This is a genomic window from Vibrio sp. AK197, assembly GCF_053903115.1.
In genome coordinates, this window is sequence record NZ_CP096429.1 from 1,461,007 (window position 1) to 1,480,076 (window position 19,070).

Genomic DNA, 19,070 nt, shown 5'->3' on the forward strand with positions numbered 1-19,070 from the left:
AGAAAATGAAACTCAAAAACATGGTATTGGGTACGTTATTAAGTACGCTGAGCTTTACGAGTTTGGCCGCTGTCACTATTCAGGTTCCAGATACCATCGATCTATTAGCCGCAAATGAAGCCAAGCCTGATATTTCGGGTGGTTTTTTTTCGTCATCCAACACCGTAACCCTGCCAGATGGCGAAAACCAAATCGTCTTTCGTTATAAATCTTATTTTAGCCAGGGAAATGATCGCATCGTAGTAGAAAGTGATGCGATTATCGCGACATTCAAGTCATCCGACAGCGAATTGAACTTTGAACTGCCTGATTATCAAAATCAGCAACAAGCACAAGAGCACATGGATAATCTGCAATGGCAGTTAGTTGACCAGTCTGGCGCGGCGGTTGAAGTTAACCAAGACAAGCTAATCAAAAAAGGGGTTCAGCTGGGTCGAGACTACCCAAGTGAAGCGAAAGCCTATAATGCCAAAGGGGGTATTGCCGCGCTGAGTATAGGACAGTCACAACCCTCAGTTGCAACGAATCAAACTCCGGCAGACACCACAAATAATGCAGAAGAAATGCTGCATTTTTGGTACCAACGAGCGGATGCTGAAACCAAAGCAAAATTTAAGGCCTTCGTTAACCAACAATAATGCTCTAATTTCAAGCAATAATCCCTTATTTACCCGCGCCTATATGCAAATTTTTACAATTTGAATGGGCGCTCATTTCAACCACAAATTATCAGATGTTACAACCTGAGTGTGGTAACATCTAACTTTACGCTCATTTGATACTAACCCCATGTCAAACCTCATAAAATTTGGTTCAGTGTTACTTGCGCTTAGCGCCGGTTTTATCGCCGCAAAATGGTTCAACGCCCCTGTTCAACCCACCGACCTTAAGGCTCTGGATGATTACTGCGTGGTATCAAGCCAAACGTGCGTACAACAAAACGTGACCATCAAAGCAAATTCAGATACGGTACACCCCTTAATTCCATCTCAACTTTCTGTCACTTGGGTCGACACCGCTGCCAAGCAACTATTATTGACACTTGAAGGCCGTGAAATGGAGATGGGAAAAGTAAAGTTTATCTTGAACCGAACCTCTGGTGACCAATTCCAAGGTGAAGTGATTTTGCCGGTGTGCACCAGTGACGAAATGACTTGGGTTGGGGAGCTCAGTGATGGTTCAAGCTCTGTTAAGACCGCGATTAGGATGAAAAGATGAGTAAAAATTGGTCGTTGATATTAGTCGTTGCATTTGCTTTGGGGTTTGGAGTTTACAACTATCTCGAGACGCAGCCAGACAATAAATCAGCACAAGAAACGAAGACCTCGGATAAGCAAGCGCAAGATGACGGTAACGTTGTTTTATATGGTAAAGACAACCAGCCAGTCGACTTGTTCGACCCGAATGACACCCGAGTTCGCATTGTTTATTTTGGTTTTACTCGTTGTCCGGATGTCTGCCCGACGTCACTCGCCATGTTAGCGGGTGCGCTCAATCAGCTTGATGCCGATACCATTGCCAAAATCCGCCCAGTGTTTATTTCTCTTGATCCCGAACGTGATAATGCCCAAGCCTCTTATGAGTATGCGCAGTACTTCCATAAGCAGATCGAAGGATTATCGGCACCGCTTGATGTGACCACTCCCCTAGCTCATAAATATGGGGTTATTTTTCGAAAAACAGAGCTAAAAGACTCTGAACTTGAATACACTCTGGATCACAGCTCCTATTTCTATTTTCTAAAACCCGATGGTTCGATGATCACCAAAGTGCCGCATACGCTAACACCTGCACCGATTATTGACGCCATTAAAACCATCACTGAATAATCCCAATTCGCTCAACACATTATTTATAAAGGATAATTCGATGAAGCTTAAAGCTTTTCTACTTAGCAGCCTTGTTGCCGCGCCGTTGGCATTTGCCAACGCAGAAATTACCACTCAAGATACCTACGCACGCGCGACGCCCCCAACAGCAGTGACGAGCGCGGTGTTTGGTAACATTCACAATAGTGGAGATCGCGCCCGAAATATCGTTTCGGTGAGTGTTGATGCTGCAGGAAAATCAGAACTGCATGATGTGATCATGAATGGCGAAATGATGAAAATGCGCCATGTGGACACCTTTGTCATTCCCGCCAATGGTAAGTTACCACTCAAACCCGGCGGACATCACATTATGATGTTTGATTTAAAGCATCCTCTTAAAGAAGGCCAAACCCTCAATGTGACCCTAACGTTCGCTAACGGTGAAAAGTACCAGTTCCAAGCGCCCGTCAAAAAAGTAATGGCAGGCATGAGCATGAACCACAACATGGCTCATGGTAAAGACATGGATCATAGCAAAATGGATATGCAGCACTAGTCACCCGCGACGTCACTGCACCAACCAATAGCAATAAAGCCGCCAATGTCATGATTGGCGGCTTTTGTCACTTTAAGCGCGCTTAATAATAAAATATCCCACCAAATCAGTGAGTAATATTAATGGTCATAAAGTAACAACTTGACAGTGAAATGAATCAAGATGCCTCATATTAAATAATTTTTCCCACTAATTTATACCTACATCTAGACACATTATTTCAGCACGATAGTATTAGCAGCCTTAGTCATAAAAGGCTTTGATAACAAGAAATCGAGAAACTATTCACTTCAGGAATAATTCTAATGCAACGCAACAATATTTTTGCCCGATTTGCACGAGGTAACCTCGTTTTGCAAATACTCGCTGGTATCCTTCTCGGGGTCATACTGGCGACTTTATCTCCAGAATCTGCACAAAACGCCGGGTTACTTGGTAGCCTATTTGTTGGCGCTTTAAAAGCGGTCGCTCCTATTTTGGTCTTCATTTTAGTGGCTGCTTCTATCGCGAATCAGAAGAAAAACCAGCATACTAATATGCGCCCAATCATTGTTCTGTACTTGATTGGCACCTTCAGTGCCGCGCTCACGGCCGTGGTACTGAGCTTTTTGTTCCCAACCGAGTTGACTTTGGTTGCTGGAGCTCAGGGTACAACACCGCCACAAGGTATTGCAGAAGTGCTTAATACATTGCTGTTTAAGCTCGTCGATAACCCAGTGAGTGCGTTAATGAATGCTAACTACATCGGTATTTTGGCTTGGGCTATTGGTTTGGGTTTAGCACTTCATCATGCATCCGCGACCACCAAATCTGTTTTTGAAGACCTTAGCCATGGCGTATCACAAATTGTTCGCTTCATCATCCGTCTTGCGCCATTTGGTATTTTTGGCCTTGTTGCCTCCACCTTGGCAACGACAGGTTTCTCCGCTCTAGCGGGTTACGCCCATCTGTTGGCGGTACTGCTTGGAGCGATGCTGATCATTGCGCTTGTGGTCAACCCACTGATCGTTTACATCAAGCTAGGCACTAACCCATACCCATTGGTGTTCCAATGTCTGCGTGAAAGTGGTGTCACTGCTTTCTTCACGCGTTCAAGTGCTGCCAACATTCCTGTCAACATGAACCTGTGTGAAAAGCTTGATCTGGATGAAGATACATATTCTGTGTCGATTCCACTGGGCGCAACGATTAACATGGCTGGTGCAGCAATTACCATCACCGTCTTGACGCTCGCGGCTGTACATACGCTCGGTGTTGAGATTGATATTCTGACTGCGATTTTGCTGAGCATTATTGCTGCAGTCTCAGCGTGTGGTGCCTCTGGCGTTGCAGGCGGCTCACTGCTGTTGATCCCTCTTGCGTGTGGGTTATTTGGCATTAATAACGAAGTCGCCATGCAAGTGGTCGCGGTCGGCTTTATTATTGGTGTGATTCAGGATTCAGCAGAAACTGCACTGAACAGCTCTACCGACGTGGTATTTACCGCTGCGGTATGTAAGTCAGTACAAAAAAGCTAATTCTTAATGTAAAAATAAAAAAGGCTCGTTGTTTAACGAGCCTTTTTTATTGGCGAAACCCCGCCAGACACCAAGTTAGCTAGGGTTTGGTTTATCCATTGAAGTATTAGAAAAATCGAGTTTAGATTTATCTTCTTGCTCTTTTTCTTGGTTTGAATTCGTCGATTGTTGATTGGTCTCTTCCAGTATATCCTCAACTTGCTGGGCATCGGCGACGACCTGTTCACCGCCCTGCATCAACTCATCTTGCTCTGTTAACGGCGAGCTTTCATAAAGAGGAATATCGCGTTTGTATAAACGGTTTAAAGCTCGAATCAAAGCATGTTTGTTCACCTTATTTTCCCGCAACTTTCTGAGCATAGGTTTGGAAAGTGCCTGAAGTCCGACTACTGTATCTACGCCAATGGTTAACGCGACTTGGTCACGGCTGCGACGTGATTTAACATGCCCCAGTTGCGCCGCCATAAATAACCAGATATACGCGAGCGCATTACCATGCGGCCCTTGGTCAATCCATGCTTCGCCAGCTTGATACATGGCTTCGGTGTGGCCTTTTTCTGCGGCGCGTTCAAGCCAATAGACACCGCGTTTGAAGTCCACCGCAGCGCCCACCCCTTGTAGAAAATTGAGGCCATATTTCATGCGCCCGGGGTTACTCTTCATCGCTGCAGCCCGTTTATACCATTGAAGTGATAATTTAGGGTCTGGGGCCGAGTTTTCTTGCGAGCGAAACCAATCACCCAAGAATAACATCGATTCAACGTGCCCACGTTCTGCCGCTTCTGTGATCACCTCAAGGGCTTTTACAACATCTTGGGCGACCCCACGTCCAGAATAGAGCGCTTGGCCCATTTGATATTTCTTTTCAAGATTTCCTTCCATGGCAGCAATGCACGTTTTCCAATATTTTGCTTGCTCTTTCAGCACCATGTCATCACTCATTTTGGCGCTAATACGCACGATACCGTACATGCCAGTCACATTATCAAGTGCTGCGGCTTTTCCATACCAATGAAGGGCTTCACGAATATTGGTGCGTTCGGCTTCTTTAGCCAGAAATAGAATCGTTGGAACATGGCCATTTTCCGCTTTGACTAAACGCTCTTCATGCTCTTTTTTGCGGTGTTTTTCTATCGCTTTTCGGTAAGCTATTTCACGCTCTTTACGCTCTTCTTCTAGGCGTTTTTTACGTAACGAAAGCACAAGCATCCAGGCAAACATTGAAAGCAATGTTAACCCTGCTGCACCTATCGCCATTCCAATAATATCCATTCGTTATACTTGCATCTCTTCAATAGATTGTTTATCGGCCGTTTAGCCAATAATTTGAGCCCTAATTGATTAATAAAAAGCGTTAGTTCAAAGCGCAAGTGAGCACTTTGTGTGTTGCGCTTCTACCGTATTAATAAATCTAGGCATTCAGTGCGAACTGTTAGACATATCGTACTAGAAGGCGGCTATCCAAATCTAAAGTTTAGTTGGTTAACATGATCGCTGCGACAAGGCCTTAATTTTAGAAGTAAAATTACACAACAATCCACGTAAAATAATCGCTTATTCTGGTTTCATGAAAGCGTAAAATTGCGATGAGATTATCTCAATTGAACGAAAATCAGAAAATTTGACCAAAAACAATGGCTGTGCTGATTAACTTATTTTATAATGAAAAATAACAACACTATTTGAACACGATAAAGAATTAGAGGCAAAACATGAGACTTATCCCGTTAAATAATGCCGAGCAAGTAGGTAAGTGGTCCGCGGCATATATCGCGCGTCGCATCAACGAATTCAACCCTACTGCCGAACGTCCATTTGTTCTCGGGCTACCAACAGGTGGCACTCCGCTAACGACCTATAAAGCGTTGATAGAGCTATATAATGCTGGTGAAGTTAGCTTCAAACATGTCGTCACCTTTAACATGGATGAATATGTCGGTTTGCCTGCTGATCACCCTGAGTCTTACCGTTCATTCATGTTTAATAACTTCTTTAATCACGTAGATATCCAAGAGCAAAACGTTAACTTGCTCAATGGCAATACGGATGACCACGATGAAGAGTGCCGTAATTACGAAGCAAAAATGAAGTCTTATGGCAAAATTAACTTGTTTATGGGCGGCGTCGGTAATGACGGACATATCGCGTTTAACGAACCCGGTTCCTCACTCGCTTCGCGCACTCGTATCAAAACACTAACTCACGACACTCGTATTGCAAACTCTCGATTCTTTGATGGCGATATTTCTCAGGTGCCCAAATACGCATTGACCATCGGTGTGGGTACTTTGCTTGACGCGGAAGAAGTGCTCATTCTGGTGACGGGTCACAATAAAGCCCAAGCCCTGCAAGCTGCTGTGGAAGGGAGTGTTAATCATTTATGGACCGTTACCGCCCTGCAATTACATCCCAAGTCAGTCATGGTGTGTGACGAGCCCGCCACGCAAGAGCTGAAAGTCAAAACGGTCAAATATTTCTCTGAACTCGAAGCGCAAAATATCGTTGGCTTCTAACGGTCTTATCTAGGACTTGTTGCTTCTTTAAAGGTCGCGTTGTAAACGCGACCTTTATTTTTTGTCTCGATTAAAGTCACATTTTTCTCGACTACGCCCCTGATTCACCATTTAAGGATGAGCTTATTCTCGTCAACCTCAACTAGGCTAGAAAGAAAGCTTAGCAGGGAGGCGCGTGATGCAATCTGGAAAATGTCATATTTACCAAGTCTTTACTCGCTTATTTGGTAACACTCAGACCCACAACCATTCTTGGGGTACGTTGAAACAAAATGGCGTGGGAAAATTCAGTGATTTTACGCCGTGTGCACTTGAGCAAATTAAAGCGCTTGGCATTACGCATATTTGGTACACCGGAGTCCTTCACCATGCCACCACCAGTGATTACCAACGTTTTGGGATTACGAATGACCACCCTGCAATAGTCAAAGGACGTGCAGGCTCGCCCTATGCGATCAAAGACTACTACTCTGTCGATCCTGATTTAGCCGATAACCCCGCGCAGCGAAATCAAGAATTCAGTCAACTGATAGAGCGTACGCATCAAGCAGGATTAAAAGTCATCATCGACATTGTGCCCAACCACGTGGCGCGCTGTTATCAAGGCCTGAATAATCCACAGCACGTTGTTGATTTTGGTCATAACGACGACACTTCTGTCGCTTATCAACGTGATAACAACTTCTACTATCTGCCTGGTGAAGCGTTTCAGCTGCCTGAATTTCCAAAGCATTATCGGCCTTCTGGCGGCGAAGCGCATTCTCAGCTCAACGTACCTTTCAAAGAAGAGCCCGCCAAATGGACAGGTAATGGCGCAGCGCGCGCTCAGCCAAGCTTTGATGACTGGTTTGAAACGGTCAAGATTAACTATGGTATTAAGCCCGATGGCAGCCAAGATTTCACGCCATTGGACGATGCGTTTCGGCACCGCTCTTACGCTCAACACCTCGCGTTTTGGGACAAGCAGTCGCTGCCAGATTCATGGTACAAATTTGCTGATATCGTATGTTACTGGCTCGCTCAAGGTGTTGATGGATTTCGTTTTGATATGGCAGAGATGGTGCCCGTTGAATTTTGGAGCTACCTCAACAGCTTAATAAAAACCCAGCGCGCTGATACCGTACTGATAGCCGAAATCTATCAGCCCGATCGCTATGAGGATTATATTGGGCTGGGCAAAATGGATTATCTCTACAACAAGGTGGGGCTCTATGACCTATTACGTTCAATTGTCCAAGGCACCGCCTCCACATCTCAAATCGGCGCCTTAGAATCGCAGCAACGTAAGATGGCCGCGCATTTTGTCAATTTCTTAGAAAATCACGACGAACAGCGTATTGCTTCGCCGGCATTTGCTGGAGATGCCAAGCGTGCTTGCCCCGCCATGTTAGTGGCTTGCACGCTCTCCCCAGCAGCGATGCTTATCTATTTCGGACAAGAAGTAGGAGAGCCTGCAAATGAAAATGCAGGTTTTGGTCAACCATCAAGAACCTCGATTTTTGATTACGTGGGTGTTCCTCATCACCAAAGATGGATGAACCAAGGACGATTTGATGGCGGCCTCCTTAATCACAATGAGCTTGAACTTCGGCAGTTTTATCAACGATTATTAAATCTGACGCTTCAATCTCCGGCAATGCAGGGCGATTATCATGACCTTTATGCGGCTAATTACGCACAGTTTGATGAATTGCAGCATCGCCTGTTTGCGTTTGCCCGCTCAGCGCCTTCGCAAATTGTGATTATTGCGGTCAATTTTGACCACCAACATTCAAAACGCATCAATCTTTCTCTTCCACAGACGCTCGTCAAACATTGGCCACAAAACAGTGATGGCCTGTACCTGTATGACCAGCTGAACGACGTGCGTTATCCACTGCATCTAAACCACGACGGCGTCTGTGTAAGCGTCGAATTTACGCCACTGTTTTGTGGCTATCTAGAACTGATTAAGGAGCCCGCATGACGTTTCCGTTTCTCTATCATGGTCAGAGCGAATTTTGGGTACAACGCCAACAAGGCTCGCTCACTCTGACTCTTGCCACTTCAGCACAAGATCAATACGATCATATTTATGTTCGCCATGAGCCAGATAATGAAGAGTATCTGGTTGAGATGTCGGTATTAAAAAAGACGTCTACGCTCATCTACTGGCAGGCAACGATTGCACTTAACACTGACAGCGACCTCACTCATTACAGCTTCAAAGCGATGGTCGGAATCCAACAATTTTGGCTAACGGGGCAAGGTATTAACCGCCGTATTCCTTCACGCGTATACCACTTTAAATATAACGCTGCCCACCAGCCGCCAAACTGGGTAAAAAGCCAAATTTTTTATCAAATCTTCCCTGATCGCTTTGCCAACGGAAAACCAGAAATCAGCGTAAAAAGTGGCGAATATCAATTACTCAGTGGAAAACCATCACTACAAAAAGCCTGGGAAGAGCCGGTTGGTGGGCACGATAATAGTGGGGCCAGTGAGTTTTATGGTGGTGATCTGTTTGGCGTGGAACAAAAAATCGAGTATCTACAACAACTGGGCGTGACTGCACTTTATCTTAACCCGATATTCTCAGCGCCCAGTAACCACAAATACGACACCACCGATTACTACCACGTTGACTCGCACCTTGGTGGCAATGAGCAGTTTGCCTCGCTGTGTACAACCGTTCATCAGCGCGGCATGAAGGTTATGCTCGATGCGGTCTTTAACCATACGTCTACCGAACATCCTTGGTTTGATAAACCGGGAAAACAAACCACAGCTGGCGCGTATCAATCCCCAAGTTCACCTTACCGCGATTATTACTTTTTTGAAGGTGATACGAATCATTACATTGGTTGGAAAGGTATCGACTCGCTCCCAGTATTAAACTTCCAAAATCAGCAAGTCCGTGACACGATTTATCAGTCCGATGATTCCGTTATCAAGCACTGGTTGCGCGCACCGTATCATGTTGATGGTTGGCGCTTTGATGTTATCCATATGCTCGGAGAAGGCTCAGGCGCCAAAAACAATGCTCACTACGTCAAAGCATTCCGTCACTCTGCCAAGCAAGTCAACCCGGACTGTTATATCCTCGGTGAGCACTTTTTTGAAGCCACCCAGTGGTTACAAGGCGATCAAGAAGATGGCTCAATGAACTATTTCGGATTTGCCCATCCGCTTCGCGCCTTGTTAGCTAATATCGATGTCAGTTGGGATCCAATCGAAATTGATGTTGGCGAATTCTGCACTTGGCTCGACCAAGCTCGCGCTAGCATTCCTTGGCAAAATCAATTAGCTCAGCTCAACCAATTAGACAGTCACGACACACGCCGGTTTATGACCATGGTTAATGGTGATAAAGCTCGATTCCATATCGCTGCGGCGTTTTTATTTACCTACGTTGGCACGCCTTGTTTGTATTACGGAACCGAAGTGGGGCTGGAAGGAAGCGACGACCCAGACAACCGCCGCTGCATGCCTTGGCATCAAGTAGAAACCTCGGAACACCTTCCGTTTTTCCAACGCTTAATGACACTGCGTAAACACTGCGCTGCGCTGCAGCAAGGCGATTTTCAGTGGCTGAATCAATCATCGCAAGGCATTGTATTTGCACGCCACCTCGGTTCGCAAATGGTTGTGTTTGCGATGAATGTTAGCCAAAGCCCCGCCACTTTCCGTGCGCCAATATGGCAAACGGGATCAGAGCATAGCCAGTTCTACGACTTCACAGATGGTGCGCCTATGACGGTTTGTGACGGTGAACTCACCATCACCATAGACGCGCAGCAGTTTAGGATTTTGACTTCACACCCTTTTTGCGGGTAAAAAAAAAGCTCCCACATTTGGGAGCTTTCATTGAGTGTTTAACGGCTTATTTGCTGTTCACGGCTTTAATAAACACTTCCTGCGCGCCCTCTACACCTAGCGCTTTGGCTTCGTCCAGCAAACCAAGGGCTTTCGGCAAGTTGTTTTCTTTAACCGCTTGAGTGATGGCATTGGTGTAGTAGCTTTGAGTATCAGGTTGTACGGCTTCCACTGCGCGCTGAGCTTGGTCACTAGACGTAACGTTTTGCTCTGCGTTGTCATTACTCGTCAATGATGAGAAAAAGCTTGGTCCAGCGACCTCAAGCTCGATGGTGCCCGTTAAGCTGTGCGGAACCGGAATATCTTTCATTTCTGGCATATAGTTACCACGAGCTTCTGCATCCAATCGTGCAGGATGAATCACTCCGGTAGAGCCATCTAAATCAGACTTCTTGGTATAAACCACTAAGTACAAGGTTTGATAACCACGAGGCGGGAAGAAATCGATATCCGCCACTAAACGGTTACCGAGATTCAGGCGTGGCTTCACATATTCAAAACTGCTGTCATCGTATTGCTCAATCACCTGACCTTGTTCATCAGTGATCATTGCATAAGGGTAAAATACTGAATCTTTTATTTCACTAGTGATCGTCAGTGACATGCGACCGCGGTCAGCAGGAATCGCAAATACCGCCACCGGGCTATCAATGGTTTGATTGTTCAAATACTGGGTATTAGCGGTAATCGCCACTCGGGTGACACTCGGTAACTTTACTTGTGTTGCCGATAACTGAGAAATACGAGAGGCTTGAGAAGACGTTGCTGGCTGTTGCTCAACAACTGAAGCAGATTGGCAGCCTGTTAGGGCGATACAGCCCCCTAAAAGTAAAGCGCGTAAATACATAGAGTGTTTCCTTTGTTATTTTTTTAAAGGCTCTCATAAACCTTTAAAAAAATAGCCGACATAAGTCGGCTATTTACACTATGGACTTAATTTATTTAGGACTTTTTGTGGATTACCACCACGCTTCTACTTGTACACCAACAACAAAATCCGAATCTCCTTTATCACCGAAGGTTGTACCTTCATCATCTGTGATATAAGAGCCGTATACTCGTAATTCAGGACGTGACCAGAAGCTATCACCCATTGCCCAAGCTTGAGCTAGAGTCAGTTTACTGCCGCCTGCTTTTTCTTTAACACTTCCTTCTTTTACTTCAGCGCTAAAGTATCCCACTTCGGCAATGGTTCTCATTGTATCATTCCATTTGTACATTGGACGCACAACAGCCGTAAACATGTCTGAATCAGCTAAGCCGGAAACAAGATCCATACCGTGGTGGTATGAAAGTTGATGGCCAACTTCCCACGAAGGACCAAAGTTAACCACACCCCAGTTGATGATACGGAATGCACTGGCCTCATTTAAAGCATCACTACCACGCGAATACCAAGCACCAGAACCAAAGTCTGCAATTTGCGCACCATAGCCATTTGTACCATATTGGAACACGGTTTGGTTAAAACCATTGCTAAGGCCTTGATGTAAAATGGCAGTACCTAAAACGCCATCATCAGCAGCTTCATTTTCTCCATCTTTATCTGTGGCAAAGTTGTAAGCAACAGCTAACTCTAAAGATGCGTCATCCCAAAGATTAATATTTGCTAAACGTGCATCGAATATATAACCAGTTGAATATCGTTTATCTTCCTCTTTGACTGAGTCTCCATCGTTGACTTTACCATCTTGTAAAAGAGCCAAAGATAGTTTTTGGTCGCCGATAGATAGGTTTTCGATACCACCACCGGTACCAGAGGTGTTCAAGAAATAGAAGTCTGTGATATGAATATCTTTACGTTGATAGTAACGTTTACCCGCCCAAAGAACCGCATCTTTATCATTGGCCAGTAATCCTTTAGCTTGAACATTAAATTGAGCAACGTTGAAATCACCGTCTTCCCAACCTGCAGCGCCATCGTTACCTTGGGCAATCATGGATTCAACTTTCCAAGTTTGCTCACCGGTCTTTAGCTCTTCTGAAAAGCCGAACTCATAGTAGTTGTCGTTCTCGTTACCCAAACGACCAATGGCATTTTTTTGAAATGCCACATCGCCTTCGCCATTACCACTGATACCCGTACCAGCGCGGAAATAACCATTAAAATCCACTGCGAACGCAGAACCTGCAGCGAGAGTAGCGGCCACTGCGGCAGCAATTACACTTACTTTTTTCATTTTAAACTCCATATAGGGCTTTTATTTTTTATCTTGCGCATTTCGACTCATTGACCATCGCTTCATAAAGGCAGAAATGAAGAGACAACAACATGAGTGGTAAGACGGAGCATCAAGTCACATGGTAACAAGTTGCTCGTATTTTGTTTCGACGTAGGAAAGATTACCCAAGGAGTAGATGGCTGACTTCCTCCACCCAAAACTAATTTGAGGGGGATGAGAAAGGAGGAGAAAAAAGCGCTAACCTGCTTTTTAAGGGGCCAATCACAAATTTGAGGCGGAGGATCTGGCTTGATGATCAGGTTTTAAGCGACAAAGTGATAATCGGCTCACTTTTTTCAGCTTTTATGTCCCTAAAATGAAATAAAATTACACTGAAAAATATCCTCTAGGGCGCTTGACCGAAATCACATCAAGCCTTTTACTTAGTATTTAATAAGTTAAAAAGAAGAAACGACAATCAATGACTATGCAGTGCGCTCGCCCTTTTCCTTTAGGTGCCACACTCGACAAGCACGGGTGTAATTTTTCGATTCATGCGCCAAAGAAAACCTCGCTCTCTCTGGCCATTTTTGATCAAGACAACGGCTATCAAAGCTACCCGCTCACCGAAGAGTACGCAGGGGTTCGCTACACCTATCTTGAAAACATTAAGCCGGGAACACGATATGGTTACGTACTCGAAGTTGATGACGAACTCTACTACCTCGCTGACCCTTACGCCAAAGCGCTTGATAGCGCTCTACATTATATTCCACCGTTTGATGCCCAGAAAAGCTTCGAACTGGCCAAGTGCGTTGTCACCGAGGATACGTTTGATTGGCAAGGCGTAGAAAAACCCTGTCGTCCTCTTGATGACGTCATTCTCTTTGAAACCCATGTGAAAGGCGTATCGAATCTTAACCCTGATATCGAATCTCAACACCGTGGACGCTATCTGGGGCTGGTCAGCGAAGCCATGCTGAGGTTCTATCGTGAACAAAACATCAATACGCTGCAACTGCTGCCCATTACCGCCTGTATGCACGAACCTCACCTATTAAGTAATGATATGGTGAATTATTGGGGGTACAACCCGTATGTCTTTATGGCGCCCGATCCTCGTTATGCCGACCAAGATGCGATTAACGAGTTAAAAACCGCAATTCGAGAACTGCATAGAAACAACATAGAAGTCATCATGGATGTGGTCTACAACCATACCGCAGAAGGTGGAGAAGGCGGCCCGGTATTCAACCTTAAAGCGCTTGATGATGAGTATTACATCAAACACGGGGAACATTTTGCTAACTTCACTGGCTGTGGTAATACGCTCGACCTCGCTTATCAACCCTCGCTCAACCTAGTCATGGACACCCTACGCCACTGGGTAAGCGAATATAAAATCGATGGGTTTCGTTTTGATTTAGCGGCAACGCTGGGTCGAGAAGGCGACAACTTCAATCGCAATTCTGCTTTCTTTAAAGCCGTGGCTCAGGATCCAGTACTGAAACAGGTTAAATTGATCGCAGAACCTTGGGATATCGGGCCAAATGGCTATCAGGTTGGTAACTTTCCTTTCGGATGGAATGAATGCAATGACCGTCTTCGCGATATAACTCGCAGCTTTTGGCGAGGCGATCAAGGCTATCTAAAGGAATTTGCGACTCGTTTAATGGGCTCTCGCGATCTCTACAGCGCCGCTTGTTGGCCATTTCGTATGACGGTCAACTACATCACCTATCATGACGGTTTTTGTATGCAAGACCTTGTCAGCTACAAACATAAGCATAATGAAGCGAACGGTGAGCAAAATCGAGACGGGCACGGGGATAATCGCTCGCATAACTATGGCGTCGAAGGGCCAACAGATAATTCCGCTATCATCGCCAAACGAGAAAAGCAAAAACGCAATTTTATGGCGAGCTTACTGTTCTCGTTCGGAATTCCACATATTTTGACCGCTGACTTACTGTCCCACACTCAACAAGGCAACAATAACGCCTACTGCCAAGATAACGAACTGAGCTGGTTGAGCTGGGAAATGACGCCACGTAAAGAGGCGTTTAAGCAATGGGTTGCGGAAATGGTCGTGGCAAGGCAAGAGTATATGGTGCCATTTATCCAAGCCTTTAGCGGCGAAAGGCGAAATAACAATCGAATCTACTGGCGGCGAGTAAACGGCGAAATCATGCAACATGACGACTGGAACCGTTTAAGCTCTGTCGCCCTGCATATGGGGATCGATGAAGCAGGCGATGAACTTTTTTACTGCATTAATCAAACCAAAGCGCCCGCCCGATTCACGCTTCCCGATGAGACAGAACAAGAATGGGTAATGATATGCCATACCGATCATCATAATGTCCATCAAACCATTGATCACAAGCAAGTATTAATCGCCCCCGAGTCAATGGCGATTTTCTACCACTCGACCACAAGTGATGAATAACCCCACCAGACTTTGAGCCATTGGAAACGGAAGATGGCTCAAAGATCGTGCGCTCTAAATTTGTATTCAATGATAAAAGTGGGAAACAATGGCGCATTACTTTTCAACTTTTGAGCTTTTATGGTGAATAAACTCTCCACCTCAGCGCTCGCTAAGCAGCGTGGTATTTCAGCAAAGCAACTGTTTGAGACGTTAGCCAACGCGGGCTATATCAATCGCTATCAAGAACAGTGGCTACTCACACCGCTTGGAACAAAAATGGGGGGAGAATATGCTCAGCATAAAAAATTTGGTCAATTCATTGCCTGGCCAGCGAATCTCATCATCGATCTTGATCACACAGCGCAACCCCATCTAACCGCGACGCAAATTGGTGAGCGCCTCAAGCTCAACGCGAAAAAAGTCAATCAGTTACTCAATGAATTAGGTTGGATGGAAAAGGGAGAACACGGCTGGCAATTAACCCAACTCGGTGCCAGTGTTGGTGGGCAACAGAAACAAGATAAAACTTCACAAAACTATTTTATCGTTTGGCACGATTCGATCATTAAAAATAAACGCTTTAAACAATCGGTAACCGAGTTTCTTGGTCAAGACGCCGAGCTGCACGCGACAGATAAATCCATTTCAAGCTTTCGACAAAAGTTTGAAGCCAAGCACCGAACCTTGGATGGCCACTATGTGCGAACCGTGGGGGAATTGCTGATCGATAATTGGCTATACGTAAATGGTATTGTTCACGCATACGCGCGCCAATTGCCGATTGAAGATGATATGGTTTGCGACTTTTATTTACCGGCAGGAAAAGTGTACTTGCAGTACTGGAGCGAAGCGCATGGCGCGCAAACCGAGTCTCAACGTCAGCAAATTCGAGATGTATATCACCAACATAACTTTGCGCTCATTGAAGTGAGTGAGCAAGAAGTGCATCAACTCGACGAAGTGCTGCCAAAACGCCTTCGCCGATACGGGATTCGCGCGTATTAAAAAGCCCTTGCGCTCAAGCACAAGGGCCCCCAAAAAACCATTAACCTACTCAGCGAAAACGCGCCGCGCCAGCACGCTCTTTTGAGACCACCGTTTTACCGATAGGCGCAAGTGAAATAGCCGCCAGCTTTAGATGTTGCAACGCAAACGGAATACCAATAATGGTCACAAAGCAAGCGACCGCCGAGACAATATGACCAATCGCCAGCCAAATCCCAGCCAGTAAGAACCAAATCACGTTACCGATAAACCCCACAGGGCTAGTACCAATATCCAATTGATTGGTTAACTCACTCCGAGAAATCGCTTCTTTGCCAAACGGAAAGAATGAAAAGGTCCCGATAACAAAGCATGATTTCCCCCAAGGAATACCAATGATGCTAATAAACGCTAACAAACCAAACATCCACCACAACAGCCCCATGACCACGCCGCCGCACAAGAACCAAATTATATTTCCAATCGTACGCATATCTGCTCCCGTCTTATTATTCGCCTATCATGCGTGACTGCTCGACCTACAAGGTAAACGCGGTGTCATATTTTGACCAAAAACCTTAAAAACTCGCTCCCTAATACTGAATCACCCCGTTATAGACTGCAGTGGCACCACTTACTAGACATAATAGCAACGCCCCTGCGCGAATTTTTTCTTTCGGTAAACTTTGCGTGGTAAGAATGGCCAATTTATATCCGAGCCAAGCCGCAGGAATTAACGGTATCGTCAGCCACAGATGATGTAAGGTGAGATACCCAGTAGGCAGTTGGATGATCAGTGAAATGATGGAACTGAACACAAAAAACGCCGAGAGATTACCGCGCAGCTGATTGGCTTCTTGATGTTGTAGCAGCAAGGCCATTGGCGGTCCACCGATCGCCGAACTGGTCCCAAAGAAACCTGAAAAAAATCCGGCGACTGCCATTCTTGCCGGTGTTGGCTCAACGCGAAATGGCAGTAAACTGACTACCACAGCAAACAACACCAGCAGCCCTAACCACAAAGACAGCAGCTGAGTCGACACCATAACTAACAGAACGCCACCAGCAATCGAGCCAGGAATACGTCCAATCAAGGCCATTTTTAGCCCACCAATTTCAACGCTGGCGCGATGTCTCAGCGCACTGAGCAACGAAATAAATAGCGCCGTCATGGTAATGGGTGCCGGAACGTAATCAGGTGAAACCATAAACAGCAGTGGCGCAGCCACCACCGCCAAACCAAACCCAATCGCGGTTTGAACAAATGATCCGAGAAAAATCAAAAACATGGCGATTAACGCCTGCGAGCTTAGCCAATCAGACACACATATTCCTCAACTAATCAATCACACCGACTTAGGATTGGCGCATCTTACGCCAATTGCCCAATAATCTGCTCATAAATCGCGTCAGCCAAGCGATGCGTAGCGATATTGCGTTCGACCACTTCGCTGGCCACCGTGCCGGTGTTAACACAAGCAATCCAATCATTAATCATCGCGCTAAAGCCTTTAGTGGCCAGCATTGGTGTCCAATCTTTGACTTTAAGATGGCGCTCTTCACTTGATTTCCACTCTCGCCCCTCAACAAAAGAATCAAACTCAAAAGCATGATTGTCATAACAAGCAGACACTCGCTCACTGGTGGTGCCAAACTGGCGATTCATTGACGCGCACAACAAAGTAGAGCCACTCTCCCAACTGACATCAATTCGAGCCAGTTGCTGCCCTTGAGTTTGCACACGCACATCAACATCGCGTAAATCACTCTGATGGTTAAGATTGACGCTATCCAATGGGTGGATAAAGTCGTCGAAAATAAATGTTTGAATATCGCCTGGGTGCGCGCAGCGATGCTTTTCCCAGCGTAATGAACGCAAAGCACCCAGTCTTTGCTCGGCGAGCTCGGGAATGTATTGGTTATACAGCGGAATATGCCGACGATTGAACCCAACATACAGTGGCTGCTGCTGACGTGTTGCAAGGGTATAAAGCTGTTCTACTTGAGCGGCATTATCACAAAGCGGTTTGTCGACAAACGTTGGAATCCCCTGCTCAAGGAAAAATGAAGCAATCTCGAAATGAACGTGGGTTGCCGCATGAATCATCACCGCATCGACGTTCATGGCTGGCAATTGGCGGTAATCTTGACACGTCTCGGCAATACGATACTTCCCAGCCAACGCGGCAAGCGTTTGCGGGTCACGGGTACAAAATACCAACTCAAGGTCATCGCGTTGCGTGATCACAGGCAAATACGCTTTCTGCGCAATATCACCTAATCCGACAATTCCTATTTTCATCATTCACTCCTTCAGACGGCCGCATCTTAATACACAATGCCAGTCACTCTACCGCTATAAGGTGTTGAATGATATCTATTGTTAGAAATTTTCGATGGATTAGAAAGTGCAGTGGTTCACAGCAAAAGCCGGAAACCGCTTCTCAAGTCACATTAACCGCTAACTAGAAAACAGTTGGAGAAAGTCGATATCACTGCTTCTTTGACGGTCAATATCGAGAGACTGTTTGATCTGTTGAAGGTGATGCTTCATCCATACCGTGGCTCCCTCTACATCGCCTTTGTCCAGCAAGTCAATCAAATGCCCGTGGTCACCACAATCACAACCAACACTATTGATCGAGCCATAAGACGCGATCACCAGCGAGGAGCGATAACACAACTTTTCAACAAAACTCGCCAAAACCGAGTTACCCGCAATTTTCGCAAGCTCATAGTGAAACTGCGATGTGAGTAAAATCGCATTGGACAGATCGTCGTCTTGTTCTGCTTTCTTCTCTTGCACCACGATTTGGCGAAACTGGGCGGAAAGAGTTCGATCCCAATTACGAACCAACTTCGGAATCAACTGAGTTTCGATTAATATTCTGGAATCGAAGACTTCATTCGCTTCTTGCTGATCTGGCGCGTACACTTCCGCGCCTTTGTTAGGGCGAATTAAAACGAATTGCTCAACCGCCAAACGCTGCAAGACTTTACGGATTCCTGTTCGACTGACGTTGAACGCCTCAGAAAGTTTATCTTCAGGAAGCCGAGCCCCAGGAGGCAACTGATGCGCGACGATGGTTTTGAGCAGTTTATTGTATATTTTATCATCACTAGACATTACAAATTCTCAATGCAACAAATGAACGATATATTCTCTATCTATCTGAATTTCATGCACACTAACATATAAAGCGTCCCATAGTTGGTTTTGCGCCACAAGAATGAGACGCTC

At 45.6% G+C, this 19,070-nt stretch carries 17 protein-coding genes; 10 read left to right on the plus strand and 7 right to left on the minus strand.

The features are described 5' to 3' along the window. Nucleotides 1–5 precede the first annotated feature (5 nt). The 5 genes from M1D72_RS06650 to sstT all read left to right on the plus strand — a co-directional run bounded on the left by M1D72_RS06650 (nucleotide 6) and on the right by sstT (nucleotide 3,884). Complete coding sequence (locus M1D72_RS06650) at nucleotides 6–638, plus strand: DUF2057 family protein (RefSeq protein WP_456295008.1); 633 nt, start codon at nucleotides 6–8, stop codon at nucleotides 636–638. Between the two features lie 151 nt (nucleotides 639–789). Beyond that, nucleotides 790–1,218, plus strand: coding sequence for a hypothetical protein (locus M1D72_RS06655; RefSeq protein ID WP_456295009.1), 429 nt, complete (start codon nucleotides 790–792; stop codon nucleotides 1,216–1,218). Further along, a complete protein-coding gene (locus M1D72_RS06660; RefSeq protein WP_390192326.1) occupies nucleotides 1,215–1,829 on the plus strand; it encodes an SCO family protein in 615 nt (204 codons plus the stop codon). The genes M1D72_RS06655 and M1D72_RS06660 overlap by 4 nt, the downstream gene beginning before the upstream one ends. Before the next feature lie 40 nt (nucleotides 1,830–1,869). Then, complete coding sequence (locus M1D72_RS06665) at nucleotides 1,870–2,367, plus strand: copper chaperone PCu(A)C (RefSeq protein ID WP_456295010.1); 498 nt, start codon at nucleotides 1,870–1,872, stop codon at nucleotides 2,365–2,367. Nucleotides 2,368–2,672: 305 nt separating this feature from the next. Continuing rightward, on the plus strand, nucleotides 2,673–3,884 hold the full coding sequence (gene sstT / locus M1D72_RS06670) for a serine/threonine transporter SstT (RefSeq protein ID WP_390192331.1): 1,212 nt from the start codon (nucleotides 2,673–2,675) through the stop codon (nucleotides 3,882–3,884). 75 nt (nucleotides 3,885–3,959) lie between these two features. Here the strand turns inward: sstT and M1D72_RS06675 are convergent, their stop codons facing one another. Beyond that, nucleotides 3,960–5,156, minus strand: a complete 1,197-nt coding sequence (locus M1D72_RS06675; protein WP_456295011.1) for a tetratricopeptide repeat protein — start codon at nucleotides 5,154–5,156, stop codon at nucleotides 3,960–3,962. A 440-nt stretch (nucleotides 5,157–5,596) separates the two neighbouring features. Here M1D72_RS06675 and nagB point away from each other — a divergent pair, with 440 nt between their 5' ends. From nagB to malZ, 3 genes are all read left to right on the plus strand, one after another. After that, the gene (gene nagB / locus M1D72_RS06680; protein WP_390192336.1) at nucleotides 5,597–6,397 is read left to right on the plus strand and encodes a glucosamine-6-phosphate deaminase; all 801 of its coding nucleotides are present in this window, start codon (nucleotides 5,597–5,599) and stop codon (nucleotides 6,395–6,397) included. 178 nt (nucleotides 6,398–6,575) lie between these two features. Continuing rightward, nucleotides 6,576–8,363, plus strand: coding sequence for an alpha-amylase family protein (locus M1D72_RS06685; protein ID WP_456295012.1), 1,788 nt, complete (start codon nucleotides 6,576–6,578; stop codon nucleotides 8,361–8,363). Further along, complete coding sequence (gene malZ, locus M1D72_RS06690; protein WP_456295013.1) at nucleotides 8,360–10,213, plus strand: maltodextrin glucosidase; 1,854 nt, start codon at nucleotides 8,360–8,362, stop codon at nucleotides 10,211–10,213. The genes M1D72_RS06685 and malZ overlap by 4 nt, the downstream gene beginning before the upstream one ends. A 46-nt stretch (nucleotides 10,214–10,259) precedes the next feature. On the opposite strand, the gene M1D72_RS06695 is transcribed toward malZ, so the two are convergent. Beyond that, entirely contained in the window at nucleotides 10,260–11,099 is an 840-nt protein-coding gene (locus M1D72_RS06695; protein ID WP_390192343.1) for a MalM family protein, read from the minus strand. A gap of 112 nt (nucleotides 11,100–11,211) precedes the next feature. Beyond that, nucleotides 11,212–12,432, minus strand: coding sequence for a maltoporin LamB (lamB, locus tag M1D72_RS06700; protein WP_456295014.1), 1,221 nt, complete (start codon nucleotides 12,430–12,432; stop codon nucleotides 11,212–11,214). Between the two features lie 463 nt (nucleotides 12,433–12,895). On the opposite strand from lamB, the gene glgX reads away from it, so the two are divergent. After that, a complete protein-coding gene (glgX, locus tag M1D72_RS06705; RefSeq protein WP_456295015.1) occupies nucleotides 12,896–14,863 on the plus strand; it encodes a glycogen debranching protein GlgX in 1,968 nt (655 codons plus the stop codon). A 120-nt stretch (nucleotides 14,864–14,983) separates the two neighbouring features. Further along, a complete protein-coding gene (locus tag M1D72_RS06710; RefSeq protein ID WP_456295016.1) occupies nucleotides 14,984–15,850 on the plus strand; it encodes a glycerol kinase in 867 nt (288 codons plus the stop codon). Nucleotides 15,851–15,899: 49 nt separating this feature from the next. On the opposite strand, the gene M1D72_RS06715 is transcribed toward M1D72_RS06710, so the two are convergent. From M1D72_RS06715 to M1D72_RS06730, 4 genes are all read right to left on the minus strand, one after another. Beyond that, a complete protein-coding gene (locus M1D72_RS06715; RefSeq protein WP_390192350.1) occupies nucleotides 15,900–16,322 on the minus strand; it encodes a YccF domain-containing protein in 423 nt (140 codons plus the stop codon). Between the two features lie 100 nt (nucleotides 16,323–16,422). After that, nucleotides 16,423–17,118 (minus strand): sulfite exporter TauE/SafE family protein, encoded by a 696-nt coding sequence (locus M1D72_RS06720; protein WP_456295615.1) that lies wholly within the window; start codon nucleotides 17,116–17,118, stop codon nucleotides 16,423–16,425. 83 nt (nucleotides 17,119–17,201) lie between these two features. Further along, entirely contained in the window at nucleotides 17,202–18,131 is a 930-nt protein-coding gene (locus M1D72_RS06725) for a Gfo/Idh/MocA family protein (RefSeq protein ID WP_456295616.1), read from the minus strand. 159 nt (nucleotides 18,132–18,290) lie between these two features. Next, nucleotides 18,291–18,956, minus strand: coding sequence for a GntR family transcriptional regulator (locus M1D72_RS06730; RefSeq protein WP_456295017.1), 666 nt, complete (start codon nucleotides 18,954–18,956; stop codon nucleotides 18,291–18,293). Nucleotides 18,957–19,070: the final 114 nt, after the last annotated feature.

Excerpts from the sequence above, each read along its gene's own strand:
- M1D72_RS06650 (WP_456295008.1), top strand. The coding sequence starts at position 6 with ATGAAACTCAAAAACATGGTATTGGGTACGTTATTAAGTACGCTGAGC.
- M1D72_RS06655 (WP_456295009.1), top strand. The coding sequence starts at position 790 with ATGTCAAACCTCATAAAATTTGGTTCAGTGTTACTTGCGCTTAGCGCC.
- M1D72_RS06660 (WP_390192326.1), top strand. The coding sequence starts at position 1,215 with ATGAGTAAAAATTGGTCGTTGATATTAGTCGTTGCATTTGCTTTGGGG.
- M1D72_RS06665 (WP_456295010.1), top strand. The coding sequence starts at position 1,870 with ATGAAGCTTAAAGCTTTTCTACTTAGCAGCCTTGTTGCCGCGCCGTTG.
- sstT (WP_390192331.1), top strand. The coding sequence starts at position 2,673 with ATGCAACGCAACAATATTTTTGCCCGATTTGCACGAGGTAACCTCGTT.
- M1D72_RS06675 (WP_456295011.1), bottom strand. The coding sequence starts at position 5,156 with ATGGATATTATTGGAATGGCGATAGGTGCAGCAGGGTTAACATTGCTT.
- nagB (WP_390192336.1), top strand. The coding sequence starts at position 5,597 with ATGAGACTTATCCCGTTAAATAATGCCGAGCAAGTAGGTAAGTGGTCC.
- M1D72_RS06685 (WP_456295012.1), top strand. The coding sequence starts at position 6,576 with ATGCAATCTGGAAAATGTCATATTTACCAAGTCTTTACTCGCTTATTT.
- malZ (WP_456295013.1), top strand. The coding sequence starts at position 8,360 with ATGACGTTTCCGTTTCTCTATCATGGTCAGAGCGAATTTTGGGTACAA.
- M1D72_RS06695 (WP_390192343.1), bottom strand. The coding sequence starts at position 11,099 with ATGTATTTACGCGCTTTACTTTTAGGGGGCTGTATCGCCCTAACAGGC.
- lamB (WP_456295014.1), bottom strand. The coding sequence starts at position 12,432 with ATGAAAAAAGTAAGTGTAATTGCTGCCGCAGTGGCCGCTACTCTCGCT.
- glgX (WP_456295015.1), top strand. The coding sequence starts at position 12,896 with ATGACTATGCAGTGCGCTCGCCCTTTTCCTTTAGGTGCCACACTCGAC.
- M1D72_RS06710 (WP_456295016.1), top strand. The coding sequence starts at position 14,984 with ATGGTGAATAAACTCTCCACCTCAGCGCTCGCTAAGCAGCGTGGTATT.
- M1D72_RS06715 (WP_390192350.1), bottom strand. The coding sequence starts at position 16,322 with ATGCGTACGATTGGAAATATAATTTGGTTCTTGTGCGGCGGCGTGGTC.
- M1D72_RS06720 (WP_456295615.1), bottom strand. The coding sequence starts at position 17,118 with ATGTTTTTGATTTTTCTCGGATCATTTGTTCAAACCGCGATTGGGTTT.
- M1D72_RS06725 (WP_456295616.1), bottom strand. The coding sequence starts at position 18,131 with ATGAAAATAGGAATTGTCGGATTAGGTGATATTGCGCAGAAAGCGTAT.
- M1D72_RS06730 (WP_456295017.1), bottom strand. The coding sequence starts at position 18,956 with ATGTCTAGTGATGATAAAATATACAATAAACTGCTCAAAACCATCGTC.